The organism is Streptomyces sp. NPDC058240 (assembly GCF_042882135.1).
Taxonomy (GTDB): Bacteria; Actinomycetota; Actinomycetes; order Streptomycetales; family Streptomycetaceae; genus Streptomyces.
The window spans coordinates 1-15,706 of sequence record NZ_JBHVWT010000081.1 but is presented as its reverse complement, the minus strand read 5'-3'; the positions used below and the strand labels follow the sequence as shown (position 1 = coordinate 15,706).

The following is a 15,706-nucleotide window of genomic DNA, read 5'->3' as shown; positions in this document are numbered from 1 at the left end:
CAACCTCACCAAGCGCATAACGGACGAGACCACCCCCACCTGGCGAGGAACCTATTAGGGCAGAAAGGGCAATCTACCTAGATCAAACGCCCTCTAAGAGCACCTAACAGAAAGCCTGGTAGTAGCCATATCCCCTTCCTGGCTGAGTCGGCAGTGCTGTGGGAGGCGCTCGGGCCCGAGCTGTACGAGGCCGTACTGGCCGTCCGCCGCGCGGAGGCGGAGCTGTTCGCGATGTTCACCGACGCGGACGTCATCGAGGCCGTCCGCTGGCGGTATTGACTGGCTACTCCTCGGGCTCCCAGGCGATCAGCTGCTCGAACACCTGTTGGCCGCCCTCGATCTTCAGGTCGCTCAGCGTGAGGCGGCCCCAGACGAAGAGGAGCAGCTGCTCGGCCGTGCCCGTGGCCGAAGCGGAGGCGGGCGCGGCGTCGTCCGTGAGGGGTGCGGGCCAGGCGCCGGTGCCGTCCAGCACGAGGAGCCAGGAGCGGCCCTCGGTGGCGTGGTAGTGGATGGTGGCGGCCTCGTGCGGCCAGGCCGCCGGGGTGGAGTTGCAGGTGTCGAGAAACTCGGCCACGCCGTCGATCGCGACGTCCGCCGGCATCGGCTGCACGGCGCCTGCGGCGAGCTGGGCGTCGTAGGTGTGCACCAGCAGCTCGTGCACCCGGCGCCGGGCAACGCCCCAGGCATTCGCCGGCGACACGCCGGCGCCCCACCACGCCCAGCACTCGCGCTCCGGGCCAGCCTCGCGCAGCGCACTCAGCAGCAGCTCGTTCGACTCGGCGTACCAGGCCAGCAGCGCCTCGAGCTCGCGCGGCACCTCCGCGGCATCCTTGGCCGGCGGAGCCTCGGCCGGGCCCGCGGCGACGATCGCGGCCCACCAGCGCTGGCCCGTACCCAGGTGCTGCACCAGATCGAACAACGTCCACTCGGGGCAGGATGGCACCGGCGCGTCAAGGCTGGGCGCGGCGGCAACCGCACTCCGGAACGCGGCCGACCGCTCGTCGATCAGTTGCAGCAGGGCGGAATACTCAAGACTCTCTGTCACATCGCTTACCTATCACCCCAGCTCAGCCGGCTGCACCCTATTTTCCAGGCCGTCAGCTGCGGGAGTTAGAGCACCTAATGGAAGCCTGGTCGTAGCCATATCCCCTTCCTGGCTGGCTCGTTGAACGAGTCATAGGGAAGGGGAACGGTCCTCCGTGGATGGTGCCGGATGACCTGTGGGGGCGGATCGAGCCGTTGCTGCCGGTCAGGCAGCGGCGTCCGCGCCATCCCGGCCGGCTGCCACTGGACAACCGTGGTTGCCTGCAGGGCATCCTGTTCGTGCTGCACACCGGGATCCAGTGGGAGTGGCTGCCGCAGGAGCTCGGCTTCGGGTCCGGGATGACGTGCTGGCGCCGGCTGCGGGACTGGCACGAGGCCGGGGTGTGGGACCGGCTGCACCAGGTGCTGCTGACCGAGCTGCACCGTGCCGGGAAGCTGGGCTGGTCCCGGGCGGTGATCGACGGCTCCCACCACCAGGCCCGTCGGGGCGGCCCAAAACCGGGCCGAGCCCGGTCGACCGTGCCCGGCCCGGCTCGAAGCTCCACGTCATCACCGACGCAGGCGGCACCCCGCTCGCCATCACCCTGACCGGTGGCAACCGCCACGACATCACCCAGCTGCTGCCCCTGCTCGACGCGATCCCGCGGATCCGCGGAGTGACCGGTCGCCCCGTCACCGGCCGCGGCAGTTGTTCGCCGACCGAGGCTACGACTTCGACAAGTACCGTCGGCTCCTGTGGAAGCGCGGCATCAAGCCGGTCATCGCCCGACGCGAAGTTCCGCACGGCTCCGGCCTGGGCTCGGTCCGCTGGGTAGTCGAGCGGACGAACGCGTGGATCCACGGCTTCCGACGGCTACGAATCCGCTGGGAGATCTGCGACGACATCCACGAGGCGTTCCTGAAGCTCGCCTGCTGTGTGATCACCTACAGGCGAGTCCAGGCATTGTGTTAGCTCCTCTTAGAGTGCGATCGCGCGGTGTCCCTCTTCGCGAACGGGTGAGACGGGCAGCGACGTGCAGGATCCGGTAGCGGAGTTTCCTGGGTTCGGCGGTAGCCAGCTCGCCGTCCAGCAGCAGGACGCGGGTCCAGGCCAGAAGGTCGATGGCCGCGAGGCTGAGCTCGAGCCAGGCGGCGTTGACGGAGAACAGGCGGGATGGGAAGCGTCCGAAGCCGGTGGTCTTGCCGCACCGGATGTGGTCCTCGACGGTGGCGTGTCCACGGTGGCGGACCTCCAGGAACTGGGCCGAGCCGCCGCCGGAGTACGGGGTGTCGGTGAGGAAGACCTGGTGCCGCAGGCCCTCGTCACTGTCGAACAAGGAGAGCTGGGCGCCGGGGTGCGGGCGTTCGCGGCGCACGATGATGCGGGTGCCGGCCGGGTAGCCGTTCAGGTCGACCATGCCGGTCAGCTCGGCGACCTCGGCGGACTCACGCAGGGTGCCGTCGGCGTCCAGGGCGGGGTGCCAGACCTGTTCGGGCAGGGCGCGGATCGCGCGGCGGACCGGTGCGGTGACCGCGTATCCGACCGAGAAACGCAGGCGAAGGCCGTTGTCACGCAAGGCGCGGAGATGCGTGAGGAACGCCTTCGCGCTGCCCGCGCTGTCGGTGCGGACCAGGATGTCGGTGCCGTGCCGGTGGGCGTCGGGGATCTGCGCGAGGGCCTGGTCGAGCACGGTGATGTGATCGGCGGCGGTGTTGGCTCCGGCGTTGCCAGGCCGCAGCAGCCCGGACATCGCCTCGCCGGTGTTGGCCAGGAAACACAGCAACGGGTGGAACCCGAAGCCGCCTTTGTAGGTGGGTGCGGCCTGGTCTTTCTCGGAGTGGCAGGTGACCAGCGTGGCGTCGAGGTCCAGGACCAGGCCGGGCAGTTCGCGTCCGCCGGCCCTCACTGCGGGTATCGCGGTGCGGGTCTCGGCGGCCTGCAGCCAGGCCACCTCCCGGGCTGCGGCGCGAGCCGACCGCAGGCAGTCCAGTATCCGTTCGTCGACGGCGGCCAGCAGCCGCCAAGCCGTCGGCGTGGAGGCCACCGGGCCGAACACCTCGCGCTGGTCCCGCAGAACGGCCAGATCCGCGATCGCCTCGCCGCCGTCGGCGAGCATCACTGCGAGACCGGTGGCGATCCGGCCTGGGTCATGGCCGGTGCCGCGCGGCCGAAGCGGCCGGAGCACGGTGGAATACGCCGCCGTCAGCCCGGTCGCTTCGGCGAGGTCCGCCAGCAAACGTGCTCCGGCGTGCCCGACCACCCCCGACCCGTCAGTGGACACCACAAGCCGGGGCCGCGAACCGATAACCTTCACGCAGAAAGTGCCTTCCTCTGGCGACGACAGAACCCCTAGACAAGGTCCATCGTCCCAGCTCAGGGAGGCACTTTCGCGCTTCTACCCACCCCTCAGCCGTACCCCAACCGAAACGGCGAGGTTAGGTTCTGGTTCTTCTGGTCGACAGGGGTCGGGCGTTACGGCAGCAGCTTGGCGCCCGCCCAGTCGGCGTGGTCGCTGTTGATGCCGTCGCCCGCGTCGGTGACCTTCAAGACCAGGGACTTCACGCCCTTGATGCTGACGTCGATGGACCGGGTCGGGCTCGCCGGCGTCATCACCGCCGGGGTCTCGTACAACTTGGAGCCGTCGCCCCAGACTTCGAACCTGACGGTCGAGTTCGCGCTGACCTCGTCATCGACGCCCACGTCCGACTGGAACCGCGAGTAGGCGCCATTCAGGGTGTACGTGACGGTGCTGTTGGCGTGCGTGCCCATGCCCTTGGCGTACGCCGTGCCGTTCAGCCTGATCGGGTTCCCGTCGACGCTCCGGTCCTTGCGCAGGGCGCCGAAGTCGCTCCGGGCGTCGCTCCAGGTGAGATCACTCAGATCGACCGTCTGTCCGTTCCCGCTCGCGGCGGTGGTGACGGAGACGGCGGTGCTGGCGCCGGAGGCGTTCTGGGCGGCGTCCACCGCCTTGACGGTGAACGAGTACGGCGTCGAGGCCGACAGCCCCGTGGCGGTGAAGCTCGTGCCCGCGGACGAGCCGACGAGCGTGGTGCCCCGGTAGATCTGGTAGCCGGTCACACCGATGTCGTCGGTCGAGGCCGTCCACTTCAGGTCCACGCTGTTCGAGGTCACGTTGCCCGCCGTCAGGCCGGTCGGCACGCTGGGGGCCGTGGTGTCGCCGACCGTGGTGCCGGCGCTCGCGGTCACGGACGCGCCGGCGGCCACCGGGACGGTCACGTAGGAGACCGTCTTGCCGTAGAGCGACTTGGTCCGCGGCGTCTGCGCGACACCGTTCACGGTGATCATGGAGGGGGTTCCGTAGAACTGGGCCTCCCAGGTGACGGTGCCGCCGGAGTTGTTGGTCAGCGTGGAGGCCGTCGTACCGGTGTGCTTGAGCTTGAGGTCGTTGTCACCGACCTTGAGGTGGTCGATCTCCACCCACGGCGTCTCGGAGGTCAGCCGGGGGACGGTGGCCACCTTGTCGTGCGGGGCGTCCGGCTGAACCCCCATCATGCCGTCGATGACGCTGCTGACCGCGAGGAACGAGATCTCCGGGTAGCTGTCGCGGCCGGTCATGAGCTTCTTGAGCCAGGCCCAGCCCTCCGCGGACCGGTTGTACTGGTAGTACATCTCCGGCAGGTAGGAGGTCGCCTCGACGTTCAGGTTGTCGTCGTTGGCGGCGATGAAGTCCAGGTAGCTGTTGGTCCTGGCGCCGTGGTCGCCCAGCCCGGTCAGCATCATCAGGAAGCTGGCCTCGTGGCCCCAGCTGCTGTAGCCCGTACCGGCCGCGTCTTTGCCGCGGAAGTACCGGTTGTTCGACGCGTCCCACCACTTCGACTCGAAGTCGTCGCGCACCCGTTGGGCCCGGTCGGCCCACTTCGAGCTGTTGGCGGTGTCGCCCTTCGTCTTCAGGATCTCCGAGTAGGCCAGCATCGACTGGTACTGGTACCCGAGCGAGTCGGCCGCCGAGACCAGGTTCTCGTTCGGGAACTCGAAGTACGTCGCCGTGTACTCCCCGGGCTGCTTTTTCGAGACCGGCTGCTCACTGGACGGGTTCGCGTCGTTCCACACCACCTCGTGGTTGGTCAGGAACTGACCCATCGTCGAGTCGTAGTACGCGGAGAGGGTCGGATCGTTGATCCAGTCCGAATTACCCGTCCACTGGTACTGCTTGTACGCCTTGGCCATCACGTTGAACGGTGACGGCAACTCCCGGAACCCTGTGCCGTCGATGTAGTACATGGCGCCGTACGAGCTGTGTGCCCACAGCGGCCAGCCGTTCTGGCCCGGATCGCCGGCGTCGTCGGCGAAGGTCCTCAGCATGTTGAAGGTCTCGGTATCCAGGCCGAGCGCGTGCGCGCCGTCGGACTGGTGGGAGATGTCCCGGTTGTAGAAGGACTCCCGGTTGGTGTACGCACCCCAGTAGCCGGGGGTCACCGAGGTGTGGGTGGAGTCCTTGAGGCGCCACCACTCCGGTTCGTGCCCCATCATCGGGTTCCCCGGGTAGAAGGTCATGCCAAGGGCCCGGTTCTTGCCCCAGTTGAAGCCGTCGTTCAGCGTCGTGTTCGGCGAGTTGATGGTCAGTGTGCTGGCCGGTGGACCGACGTGGGCCTGGATCGTGATCCTGTCGACGCGCGGCACCTCGCCGGCAGAGGTGGCCGTCAGCTCGATGACGTCACCGGCCTTGAGCGTGACCTTGCTCGACGTCCGGGTGTCGATGTTCACCGGGTCGGTGTAGTCACGGCCGTAGCGCAAGGACGTCGCCCAGGAATCCACCTGGGTGGAGTTCACGGAGAGCTTGTACGTCACTCCGTTCACGGTCTTGCCGTTGTAGCGCGTGATGAGGTCGTACGTCCCGTCGGCGCCGTTGAAGGTCGTCCTGGCGGTGCTCGTCTGTCCCGACGCGCCTCGGGCGTAGGTGACGTTGTCGACCGACCTACCGTTCCAGGTGTGGTCCACGGTCTCCGTCGCGAAGTTGGTCAGCGACATGTTCTCGACTTCGAGCACGTAGGGCCCTGCCGCCGACCCCGCCGCCGCGGGTGAAGCGGGCAGGGCTGTCGCGGTGCCGACCGTTGCCAGTACGGCGGATAATGCACAAGCCAATCGACGCATGCGTGATCGATCCTTTCGAGTGGGGGCGTTCCTCGTTCCGAGGACGGTCGACCTCAACCGCCCAGCCGTGGGGTGTGGAACGTGCCGGGCGGAGCGCTCCCGGCGGCCGCTGGCGGCTCCATCCGCTGCGCGCCATGTTGGAAGAAGTTGACCTGTGTTGCATATTGAGTACTTCACGGCGAAGTGCTGTCAATAGCTGTGACCGGCTTGGCCGTTGCGCTTTCACTCCCGTGCAGACCTGGCCCCCATCCCGATCCCGATCGCGTCGGCCCGGATGATGTCGAGTCTCTACAGGTCAGCGACGTGACACGATCGGGCGGCACCGAGTGGCCGAGGCAGGACGACCCCACCGGGAACGCCTCGCGCGACCCGGGCTCGATCGTCAACTTACAAAGGATGGCTGACGCTAGTTCAGAAAAGTTTCAATGTGATATTGCATGCCGCGACAAGCGTGAGTAGTGTCCTGGTCCGCAAGGCTCATCACCGCACACCGAGGAGCAGCCCCAGGCTGGCGTGTCAAGGCCGGGAGGGGTCCGTTCCGGGCCAGCGCCGTGCCGAACTGGCCGGTGGGCCGCTGGACGGCCTGTTGCTCGACATCACCGGCTGGACGCAGGAAGAGATCGACAGCAGTGTCACCTCGTGGGTGATGGGCTTGCTGTATCCGCTGCTGCCGCTGGCGCAGCCGCACTGACCGCCTATTTCGCGGTGCGGTCGGTCCGCCGAGGCCGGAGACCGGCTGAGTCAAGCGCCGGGTCGTGAGCGTGATGGCGGCCCAGGTGATCAGAGCCTCGGAGCGCTGGACGAGCCGCTCGTAATCCCTGACCAGGCGGCCTGTCAGCTCGGCGGTCTCGGCGCCGTCACGCATCGTCCCGTTCTGGTCCAGGGCGAGATGCCAGAGGCGGTCGGGCATGGCACGGACAGCGCGGCGGACCGGCTCGGTGATGGCGTATCCGACCGAGAAGAAGTACGGATTCCTCGTTTCCGCACGTCGCGGACGTGGGCGAGGAAGGCTTTCGCGGATCCGGTGCTGTCGGTGCGGATTCCGCAGCAACCCCACGGTCGGCCGGGGCCCTTACGAGCGCGGCCTGGGCAGTACGGCGTCCCGATTCCGGGGACGGGAGAGGAACGCCGTACTGGATTCAGCAGAAGCGGAAACGGGTTCAGCCGATACGAACGCGCCGGTACGCGACGTACGTACCCCGCGAGGCGGCCGCGGCGGATGTGAGCAGCAATCCCGCTGTCCAGCTGGCCGGTACTCCGTTGATGAGGACGAACACGGTGACGGCGATCGCTAGGAACGCGCTGCCGCGTGCCGTGACCGCCATGTCATCCATTCGCTTGGGCCCTCTGCCCTGAAAGAACGGCATGGTACTTTCAATTCCCGAGGTCAGAAGCCAATTGCGGCGCTGGCTGAGGTGTCGGCCTAAAGGCCAAGGCCGACGAGTGAGCCCGGCTCAGCGCTCCAGTTCGCCAGGCATGGTGCTCAGCCCGGCACGAGCCGATGGGAGTGGCGGAGTGGCAGTCATCCGACGGGCCAAGCCAACGAGGTACTGACGCAGGTCAGTATGCTCGTCGGCCGTAGAGCCAAGGATCAGTCGGGTGATCTGGGGGAAAGCGGAGGGCAGTACAGCAATCCCGATGAGAGCCAAAAGGGTGCCTGCAGCGCGATCGTCCGGCTTCGTACCCAGCGCTGCGGCCAGTGTCTCTACCATTTCCTGGTAACGGATCGACCGCTGCCGCTCGGCTGGAAGGCAGTCTCCGTCGTATTGCAGGGCTTCCCACATCATCAGGCGAAGCAGTTGAGGACTGCGCTGGTGGAGGTCGTAGATCCGGCCGACAAAGTCGGCCAGATCCCCGGAAGGTGGTCCCAGCAGAACGGCGTGCTCGTTGAGGGCCTCGGAGACGACAGCGACGAAGAGGTTCTCCTTGCTGCCGAAGTAGCCGTAGATACGTTCCTTGCTGACGTCCGCCCGCTCCGCGATTCGGCTGACGCGCGCGCCTGCCATGCCGTGGGCGGCGAATTCCTCACGGCCTGCGGCTAGCAGACGGTCACGGGTTCCTACTAGGTGATCACTACTTGACATGGCGCAACTCTACATATCCAACCAGACGGTTGGTTGGATAGGTTGTGGATCACAGCGGCACCCGATTGTCCGCCTCAGCCGCTGACCACTGCGCGCGGCCGGTTGGAGGACAGTCAGCGGTGGCCATCTGAGGCGCTAGGAGACGAGGAAGTCATGGCAGACGCAGGTGTGTGGGTTACCGGCCTTGGAGCTACCACACCGCTGGCCGGCGACGTTGCAACGACATGGTCCGCGATGTTGGCCGGAAAAAACGGAGTCGCCGTTCTTGATGACCCGTGGGCTTCTGCATTGCCGGTCCGCCTGGCGGCTCGCATGCGAGTGGACCCTGCAGCAGCCATGCGGCGAACAGAGGCCCGCCGGATGGACCGGTGCGAGCAGGCAGCGGTCGTGAGCGCCCGTGAAGCTTGGGCCGATGCGGGACGTCCCGACGTCGATCCGGAGCGGCTGGCTGTCGTCATCGGCACCGGTGTTGGAGGTGTGCTGTCTTTGCTTGAGCAGGACGATATTTTGGAGGTATCCGGGCCGCGCAAGGTCTCCCCGCACACCGTGCCGATGCTGATGGCCAACGGCCCGGCTGCCTGGGTAAGCATTGATCTGGGAGCTCAGGGCGGAGCACACACCCCTGTCAGCGCGTGTGCGTCCGGGGCAGAGGCCATCGCCCTGGGCCTGGATCTGATCCGTCTCGGCCGTGCTGACGTGGTCGTAGCCGGAGGAACCGAGGCATGTGTGCACGGACTTCCCTTGGCCGGCTTCGCGCAGATGATGGCCCTCGCCACGACGAACCACGAACCCGATAGTGCGTCCCGTCCCTTCGACTCGGAACGCAATGGCTTTGTGCTTGGTGAGGGTGCTGCCGTCCTGGTGCTGGAGCGCAGGGATTTCGCCCGCGACCGTGGCGCGCGTGCCCACGGCACACTCGTTGGCGCCGGAGTCACGTCCAGCGCCCAGCACATCACGGCTTCCGACACCGCCGGGCAGGTGCGGACCATCCGCATGGCGTTGGCAGCGGGCGGCTTGGCACCCGAGGACATCGGTCTGGTCCACGCACACGCCACCTCCACTCCGCAGGGAGACCTTGCGGAGGCAAACGCCGTGAAAGAGGCCGTCGGAACGCACCCAGTCGTCACCGCCACCAAGTCAATGACCGGGCACCTCCTGGGAGCGTCCGGAGCCTTGGGCGCGATCGCCACCCTCCTCGCTCTGCGGGACGGGATCGCACCGGCCACCAGAAACCTCGACAAGATCGATCCCGCGATTAACCTCGACGTTGTCTCCGATCGCCCCCGTCAAGGAGCTTGGACCGCGGGAATGGCCAATTCCTTCGGCTTCGGTGGCCATAACGTCTCCTTGGCCTTCACCACGGACCGCTGATCAAAATCTCCTTTGCCTGCAAAGGCCACTGATGCAGCAATCATCGCCGCCCGAGTGTCGGCAAACGCCGGGACGGGGCGCGCCGGGACGGTACGGACGAAACCCTGCGGCCACGGTACCGGCCGGAGAAAATGAGCGCCTCCCGCGGGCCGTCGTCGATGTCGGCACCGGCGCCTGGGCCGTGCAGGGCCAGGCGGTGGACGTCACCCCCAGGCACACTGTGACCTGTGCCAGTGAACGTTGATCGACTGCCAGCGAAGGGCGATCAACAGGCTTCTGTGCCAGTGAGGGATGACTGCCCGCAGATTTGTGTCAGTGGAGGATGGTTCTATTCACGAATCCCGGTTCTGGCTCAAATTCTGGATGCTGTTGGCGATCTTAGGTGGGCAGGTCGCGGCAGAGCTGCTGGAAGCGGCTCCTGGGCCGCGCTTTGCGGGGCGGTGCAATGCCTGGTGAGAGGTAGCCGCTGAGTCGGATGATGTTCGTTCCGGCTGCTGTCAGCACGTGTTGGACGTGGGTTCTGGCCATGCCTCGGTAGCGGCAGTTCCGCCGACCGTGGGCATGAACGGTCTCGGAGACGGTGGCCTCGCAGCCTGCGCGGATCGCGTATCTCCGGCGCCACTCGGTCGTCGTCTGTTCGGCCCTGTTCTGCGTCTGGATCTCCTGGAGAGGTTGTGGCATCAGGAAGACGTGACGGCCCTTGCCTTCGACGTTGCCGGTGCATCTGAGCCGGTCGACGCATTCGCGGCAGGCCTTGCGTGGGAAGAGCACGGAGAGCCGGGGGTGGCCGTCGCCGAGTGTGGGCTTCCATGGTGGACTCGTCACGCCGTTGGGGCAGGTCAGGGTGCGGGCTTGCCAGTCGATGTGGAAGTCCTGCTTGGCGAAGCCGGGCCGTTTACCGGCCTGTGGGTCGTCACGGACTGGTCCGAAGAGTGTGATGTCCCACTGCCGGGCGGCGTGGTGGATGCTGTCCGGCGAGATGTAGCCGCTGAACAACGACGTGTTCGGTGGGCTGGAACCCCTGCGCGGTCAGTCCCAGGTGGATCCGGTCGAGGGCGTCGATGTCCTGCTCGGGCGCCGGCCGGGGGGGTGACCTGGACGATCACGTTCGGGCCGGTCTCGTCGCAGGTCTCGGTCTGGTGGTCGCGGTAGCCGATCCAGTCCTGCTGTCCGGCGGCGGTGACTTTCTGGCTGTATTGGGCCTCGGGATCGTGCGGGGTGACGATCTCCATGCCCGACCACGGCACTCGCGCCGAAGCGGGATCGGGTCGGCCGTCCGCTGATGCCTTGACCGTGTTGCGGTGTTCGGTCCTCCTGCGGCTTGCCCGGTCCCGACTGGATTTCGGTCCCCGCCAGCGCAGTTGGCCGTCCCCGTCGAGCCAGTACTGCTGGGCCCAGACCTGCCGCAGGACCTCAACTGAAGCTTCCCCTTGATCGTGGACACCTGGAGACTGGGATCTGCTTCTGGCACAGCTTTTGTGGCGATGATGCACATCCACATACTTCGGCCCTGTCCCATGTGGTGACACACCCATTCCCGACACGACGCCGCCGAGCGCGCGGCTCGGAGGACTCACTCCGATGCTCTCACCGGGGCAACAGGCTGCCTTCGATGCCATCGAAGGCAGCAGGATGGTTGATGGGATGGTCGAGGAGAACGCCCTCCACGACGGCGAATCCGTTCGTGAGGGTCAAAGCCTCGGGTGCCAGGTCCGCGATGACGCTCTCGGCCGCGTCGGGGAGATGCCTCACCTGAGCGCTGGTCAGGTACCCCTCCGCAAGCAGGTCTCCACTGTGAGCCGCCACACGGCGAAGGGTGAACAGACGGTGCAGCAAAAGCAACTGGCGCTGCGCTTCAGGGTGAGGATCCTTGATGCCAGCGTCCAGAAGAGCTTGGGCTGCCTGGCTGTGTGCATAGGCGTCGACCAGTTCCAGAGCCGGTGTGACGGTGGTGTTCCATCGGTTGAGGGGGTTGCCGGCCGTTCTGCTGCGCAGGCGCGTACGTGCACGCTGGTGCCAGATGCGTTCGATGTCCGCCAATAGGTCTTGGAGGAAGACGGGATCGTCGAGGTCGCGAGCCTCGGGCGGCGCGTCATGGGGCTCCTTCGGCGTGAAGTGTCCAAGAAGCATTTCGCCGGCAGCCTTGACCCAGATGACGAGGTTGTCACCCTCCGCTGTGATGGTTCCTTCGTTGGCTGCCAACTGGCCCGCGATTCCGTTGGCCAAGAAGAGCCCCTGCGCACCGCAGCGTTCGCGGCACTCAGTCATGACGGCGCGGGCCCGCCAGGTGATCCAGCCCTTGACTATGGCTGCGAACCGCTCACCGTTCTCCCGCTCCGACTCCGTTGCCTGCGCCCACTGCCGTACCGCGGCACGGTGCAGGAAAGTCGCGGCGTAGGTGGTGGCGATGGCGTCGAGGAGCGGAGCGTGGTGGCTGCGGTGAGCAAACAGCGGAACGCTGCCGCCGGCTGTCACGCCGGAAGACTGCCTCGTGTGGGCATGGCGTACGGCTACAGCGAGCGCGTGGCGCGTGACACCGAGGCTGTAGGCGCTCATACAGAGCTTGCCGGCGGTGACGCGGCCGATGGAGTGCAGGAATCGCTTTCGGGGGCTGCCGATCGAACTCGTGAAGACGCCTTCCGGTGTGAGGCGTCCGTGATCGGACTGCAGAAGCGCTTCTTGTGGCAGACGGACGTTGTCAAAGGATGTCATGCAGTGGTCGACAGGGGCGGTGGTTGTCTGTGGCAGCCTGCGTATCTCGACTCCTGGCATCGGGAGCCCGGTGTCGTCGCTGAGCTGAGCGAGAAACAGGAAGACGCCCTGGTCTTTGCCATCGGTGATGAGGCGGGCGGCGACGACACCGGTTTTGGGACCGCCGGTGGAGCTGGTGTTCGGCATGAACTTGCGGGCGGCCGCACTGGGAGTGTTCAGAACGAACTCGCCCGCAGTTCTGTCGTACGTGGCGGTGGTCTCCAGTTGCGAGGCGCTGTTGCCGTGCCCAACCTCTGTGCACAGGAACGTCCCTGTACGCCGCAGCTCGGTGAACTCCCGCAGATCGCGGTTCGGGCCCGAGGTGTGTTCGAGGAGGCTGCCGAGGAAGAGGTTGTAGTGGATACTCGCCACTGTTCCCAATCCCGCGTCCACCGGGCCGACCCACTCATGGAGTGTCGTGAGTCGTTCCACATCGACCACGAAGTCCTCGGGACTGTCGAGTGCGTCGTTGATCAGACCTAAACGCTCGTAGGACAGGGCGGCACGTTCATCAGGCGACAGCCCTTCTCTGAAGCTGAATGGCTCAGTACTGAACAGCTTGCGCCAGGGCTCGTGGAGCTGATCCAGTCGCTCGCCGAAGAGCGCCCGCGTCAGTGCTGCAACGGTTGAAGATGCCTGGTCAGAGGTATGTGAGGCAGTGATCATGTTCCGGAACGCTAGCTCATTCGTTCAGTCAGCACGGCGTGATGATCAACACGATTGAGATCACTCCAATGGTGGTATTCGCTCGTTTCGAGGTGCGGGTATCCCTGCTGTTCTTGTACGGGCTGGCGTAGCCGCAGCTGCGGGCCACCGCGGCCAGCGTCAGATTGGAGCGGGCCAACAGCTCCGCGACCCGCGAAAGCCGGACCACCTTGAAGGCCTACACCGGCCCCTCCCCGAGCCGTTGCCGGAACACCCGCCCAGCTGGCGTTCCGACAGTCCAGCCGCCGCGGCGAGCCGTTCGAGCCGCACCACCCCCGGCCTGCCGTCCCGGCACCATTGGGCGGCGACAGCCTCTGCCGCGTCCAGCACCGGGGCAGGCAACCGGAGGTCCTCGCGGGGAAAGCCAGCGCACCGGTCAGTACCGCTCAGGCTGCCGCCCGTCGCACCGCAAGACGAGCCGGACCTGTTCATCGGCATCGCGCCGAAGTGGCCGGCTGGCGGGCACGGGTCGCCGTGGAGTCGCCTGGCACCCGCCGTCGTGGAGGTCGCCGCGTACCGGGTCGCCGCGACGCTGATGGCCGCGGGGGTGACCACGGCATGCGAGCCGAAACGTCGCGCCCCGATCCCACCGATCGGCCCGGCCAGCGACGCGGCCACGGCGCCGGGCAGCAGGAAGAAGCCGATCTCGGTGGCGCCGGCCCCGAATCCGTACTCGGCGGCGGACACCGCGAACAGTTGCGGGGCGAGGTAGACCGCCACCGAGGTACCGACGCAGATCACGAACGTCAGCACGCACGACGTCCACACCGCAGGCCGTGCAAGCATGCGCAGATCGACCATCGGCGAGGCCGCACGACGCTCAACGGCTGTCCATCCGATCACGAAGGCGGCCAGAACCACGATGAGGGCGCCGAGCACGAGTGGCTGCGAGCCGATGTCGGGTGCAAGCGCGAGCACGAGCATGAGCGTGACCAGCGTCCCGCTCAAGAGAACCAGGCCGGGCCAGTCGACCCCGGCGCCGTCCGACCGGCTCGGCGGATCATGCGGCATCACCCTGTTCACCAGGATGGTGGCCCCGATGACCGCGATCGTCGGCAGCGCGAACATCCAGTGTCGGGACAGCCCTTCGGCCACGGGCCCGGCCGACAGCGTTCCGGCCATCCCGCCCCCACGAACAGCCCGCTGACCACCCCGATGGCCACCTTCGACTCTCCTGCGGGGAGGTGTTCGCGCACCAGGATGAACGACAGGGGCAGCGCGCCCACCATCGCACCCTGCAGTACCTGACCGAGCAGCAGCACCGGCAGGTTCGGCGCCAGGGCCGACACCAGACCACCGGCACAGACCACCGCCATCAGCCGGATCAGGACCCGCTTTCCGCCGTAGCGGTCGCCTAACTTGCCCGCGACCGGTGTGACGAGCGCGCCGGTGATGAGGAGCATGATGCTGAGTAACGCCCCTTCGGCGGGACTCATGTCCAGCTCGCGTTGCAGGAGCGGGAGCGTCGGCGTCACCACCGGCTCCAAGGCACCGGTGGCGACTGCCAGCATGCTGAGAGCCCCGACAGCAGCCTTCCCGATGCGGACCGGGGAAACCAGAGTTGCGGTCATGGACGTCCTTTCCGTCATTGCCGGGCAAGGAAGAGGTCGGCCGTGCCTGTAGCGCTGCCGCCTTGCCGGGCCCGGCGCGGACACGGCGGCCATTCACGCGGGCGCAGTGTGCATGGTGCTTTGTTGGACAGGTCCGAGGTCGTCCGGCGGGGTGAGCCCGGGGAAGCGGTACCCGAGGTGGCGCATGCATGGCTCCCCCGGGCGGAGCGGGTGCAAGAGTGCGGCACCCACCGAGCCAGCATTGCACTACACCGTGCAGTGTAGGAAAGTAACATGTGCCCATGCCGACCACAAAGAAGCCGACCACGAAGACACTGCGCGAAGGGTCCACACAGAAGCGGGCCGCCATCCTCTCGGCGGCCCGGGAACTGTTCCTCACCGACGGCTTCGACCGGTCCAGCGTCGACGCGGTCGCCGCCCGGGCCGAGGTGTCCAAGCGGACGGTCTACGACTACTTCGGCGACAAGCAGACGCTGCTGCAAGCAGTCGTCGACGCCATCGGCCAGTCAATGATCACCACGATCCGGCGCACCCTCGACGACACCCTCAGCGGCCTCACCGAGGCCGCCGACCTCGAGGACGCCCTGGTCACGTTCTCGATGCGCATCTCGACCGACATGCTCGACTCGGCGGAGTACGCAACGCTGCAACGACTGGTCCGGGCGGAATCCGGCCACCTGCCGCACCGGGGCTACAACTCCATGGCCGACACCCCCGACGAGGCACTTGCCGAGCGGTTCGCCGCCTTCGCCGCAGCCGGGCTGCTCGACGTCCCCGACTCCCGACTCGCGGCCGACCAGTTCATCGCACTGACCTTCGGCGTCGCGCTGGACAGGCTCGGTTCCGCGAATGCCGCGGAGGACACCCGCGTCCGGCCACTCGTCGTCGAGGGAGTGCGGACCTTTCTCCGGGCATACCGAACCATGTAGGGCTGGGGCAGCACGAAAGAACAGTGCGCCGTCAGCCCATGTTGCCTCCCTCTTCTCCTCCGTAGGGACTGTAAAACGATCGGTGTAACTCCTGATCAAGGAAGATGCATCGTTGACCAGTGAGAACGTGACCGAGGCCGAGTCCGTCGAGCCGTCCGA

General features: G+C 66.8%; 10 protein-coding genes and 3 pseudogenes. 5 read left to right on the top strand and 8 right to left on the bottom strand.

Annotation, left to right across the window (positions count from 1 at the left end):
• Positions 1-153: 153 nt before the first annotated feature.
• On the top strand, positions 154-279 hold the full coding sequence (locus ACFVX4_RS39895; protein ID WP_389987754.1) for a hypothetical protein: 126 nt from the start codon (positions 154-156) through the stop codon (positions 277-279).
• 4 nt (positions 280-283) lie between these two features.
• Here the strand turns inward: ACFVX4_RS39895 and ACFVX4_RS39890 are convergent, their stop codons facing one another.
• Positions 284-1,045 carry a maleylpyruvate isomerase family mycothiol-dependent enzyme gene (locus tag ACFVX4_RS39890; RefSeq protein ID WP_389987751.1) on the bottom strand — a complete coding sequence of 254 codons (762 nt, stop codon included), beginning with the start codon at positions 1,043-1,045 and terminating at the stop codon, positions 284-286.
• A 158-nt stretch (positions 1,046-1,203) separates the two neighbouring features.
• On the opposite strand from ACFVX4_RS39890, the pseudogene ACFVX4_RS39885 reads away from it, so the two are divergent.
• Positions 1,204-1,996, top strand: a pseudogene (locus ACFVX4_RS39885) (IS5 family transposase).
• A 25-nt stretch (positions 1,997-2,021) separates the two neighbouring features.
• On the opposite strand, the pseudogene ACFVX4_RS39880 reads toward ACFVX4_RS39885, so the two are convergent.
• Both ACFVX4_RS39880 and ACFVX4_RS39875 read right to left on the bottom strand, forming a co-directional pair.
• A pseudogene (locus ACFVX4_RS39880) lies at positions 2,022-3,368 on the bottom strand (IS1380 family transposase); the annotation flags it as partial.
• 128 nt (positions 3,369-3,496) lie between these two features.
• Positions 3,497-6,031 carry an NPCBM/NEW2 domain-containing protein gene (locus ACFVX4_RS39875; protein ID WP_389987748.1) on the bottom strand — a complete coding sequence of 845 codons (2,535 nt, stop codon included), beginning with the start codon at positions 6,029-6,031 and terminating at the stop codon, positions 3,497-3,499.
• A gap of 613 nt (positions 6,032-6,644) precedes the next feature.
• Between ACFVX4_RS39875 and ACFVX4_RS39870 the strand changes: the two genes are divergently transcribed.
• Entirely contained in the window at positions 6,645-6,827 is a 183-nt protein-coding gene (locus ACFVX4_RS39870) for a hypothetical protein (protein ID WP_389987757.1), read from the top strand.
• Between the two features lie 469 nt (positions 6,828-7,296).
• Here ACFVX4_RS39870 and ACFVX4_RS39865 read toward each other — a convergent pair whose 3' ends face one another.
• Positions 7,297-7,461 carry a hypothetical protein gene (locus ACFVX4_RS39865; protein ID WP_389987744.1) on the bottom strand — a complete coding sequence of 55 codons (165 nt, stop codon included), beginning with the start codon at positions 7,459-7,461 and terminating at the stop codon, positions 7,297-7,299.
• Between the two features lie 129 nt (positions 7,462-7,590).
• Positions 7,591-8,220 carry a TetR/AcrR family transcriptional regulator gene (locus tag ACFVX4_RS39860; protein ID WP_389987742.1) on the bottom strand — a complete coding sequence of 210 codons (630 nt, stop codon included), beginning with the start codon at positions 8,218-8,220 and terminating at the stop codon, positions 7,591-7,593.
• Positions 8,221-8,373: 153 nt separating this feature from the next.
• Here ACFVX4_RS39860 and ACFVX4_RS39855 point away from each other — a divergent pair, with 153 nt between their 5' ends.
• The gene (locus ACFVX4_RS39855) at positions 8,374-9,591 is read left to right on the top strand and encodes a beta-ketoacyl-[acyl-carrier-protein] synthase family protein (RefSeq protein ID WP_389987740.1); all 1,218 of its coding nucleotides are present in this window, start codon (positions 8,374-8,376) and stop codon (positions 9,589-9,591) included.
• Between the two features lie 378 nt (positions 9,592-9,969).
• Here the strand turns inward: ACFVX4_RS39855 and ACFVX4_RS39850 are convergent, their stop codons facing one another.
• The 3 genes and pseudogenes from ACFVX4_RS39850 to ACFVX4_RS39840 all read right to left on the bottom strand — a co-directional run.
• Positions 9,970-10,587, bottom strand: coding sequence for a transposase (locus ACFVX4_RS39850; protein WP_389987737.1), 618 nt, complete (start codon positions 10,585-10,587; stop codon positions 9,970-9,972).
• 591 nt (positions 10,588-11,178) lie between these two features.
• A complete protein-coding gene (locus ACFVX4_RS39845; RefSeq protein WP_389987734.1) occupies positions 11,179-13,008 on the bottom strand; it encodes an acyl-CoA dehydrogenase in 1,830 nt (609 codons plus the stop codon).
• Positions 13,009-13,566: 558 nt separating this feature from the next.
• A pseudogene (locus ACFVX4_RS39840) lies at positions 13,567-14,618 on the bottom strand (MFS transporter); the annotation flags it as partial.
• A 281-nt stretch (positions 14,619-14,899) separates the two neighbouring features.
• Between ACFVX4_RS39840 and ACFVX4_RS39835 the strand changes: the two are divergent.
• Positions 14,900-15,547 carry a TetR/AcrR family transcriptional regulator gene (locus ACFVX4_RS39835; protein ID WP_389987732.1) on the top strand — a complete coding sequence of 216 codons (648 nt, stop codon included), beginning with the start codon at positions 14,900-14,902 and terminating at the stop codon, positions 15,545-15,547.
• The last annotated feature ends 159 nt before the right edge of the window (positions 15,548-15,706 follow it).

Excerpts from the sequence above, each read along its gene's own strand:
- ACFVX4_RS39865 (WP_389987744.1), bottom strand. The coding sequence starts at position 7,461 with ATGGCGGTCACGGCACGCGGCAGCGCGTTCCTAGCGATCGCCGTCACC.
- ACFVX4_RS39860 (WP_389987742.1), bottom strand. The coding sequence starts at position 8,220 with ATGTCAAGTAGTGATCACCTAGTAGGAACCCGTGACCGTCTGCTAGCC.
- ACFVX4_RS39855 (WP_389987740.1), top strand. The coding sequence starts at position 8,374 with ATGGCAGACGCAGGTGTGTGGGTTACCGGCCTTGGAGCTACCACACCG.
- ACFVX4_RS39845 (WP_389987734.1), bottom strand. The coding sequence starts at position 13,008 with ATGATCACTGCCTCACATACCTCTGACCAGGCATCTTCAACCGTTGCA.
- ACFVX4_RS39835 (WP_389987732.1), top strand. The coding sequence starts at position 14,900 with ATGCCGACCACAAAGAAGCCGACCACGAAGACACTGCGCGAAGGGTCC.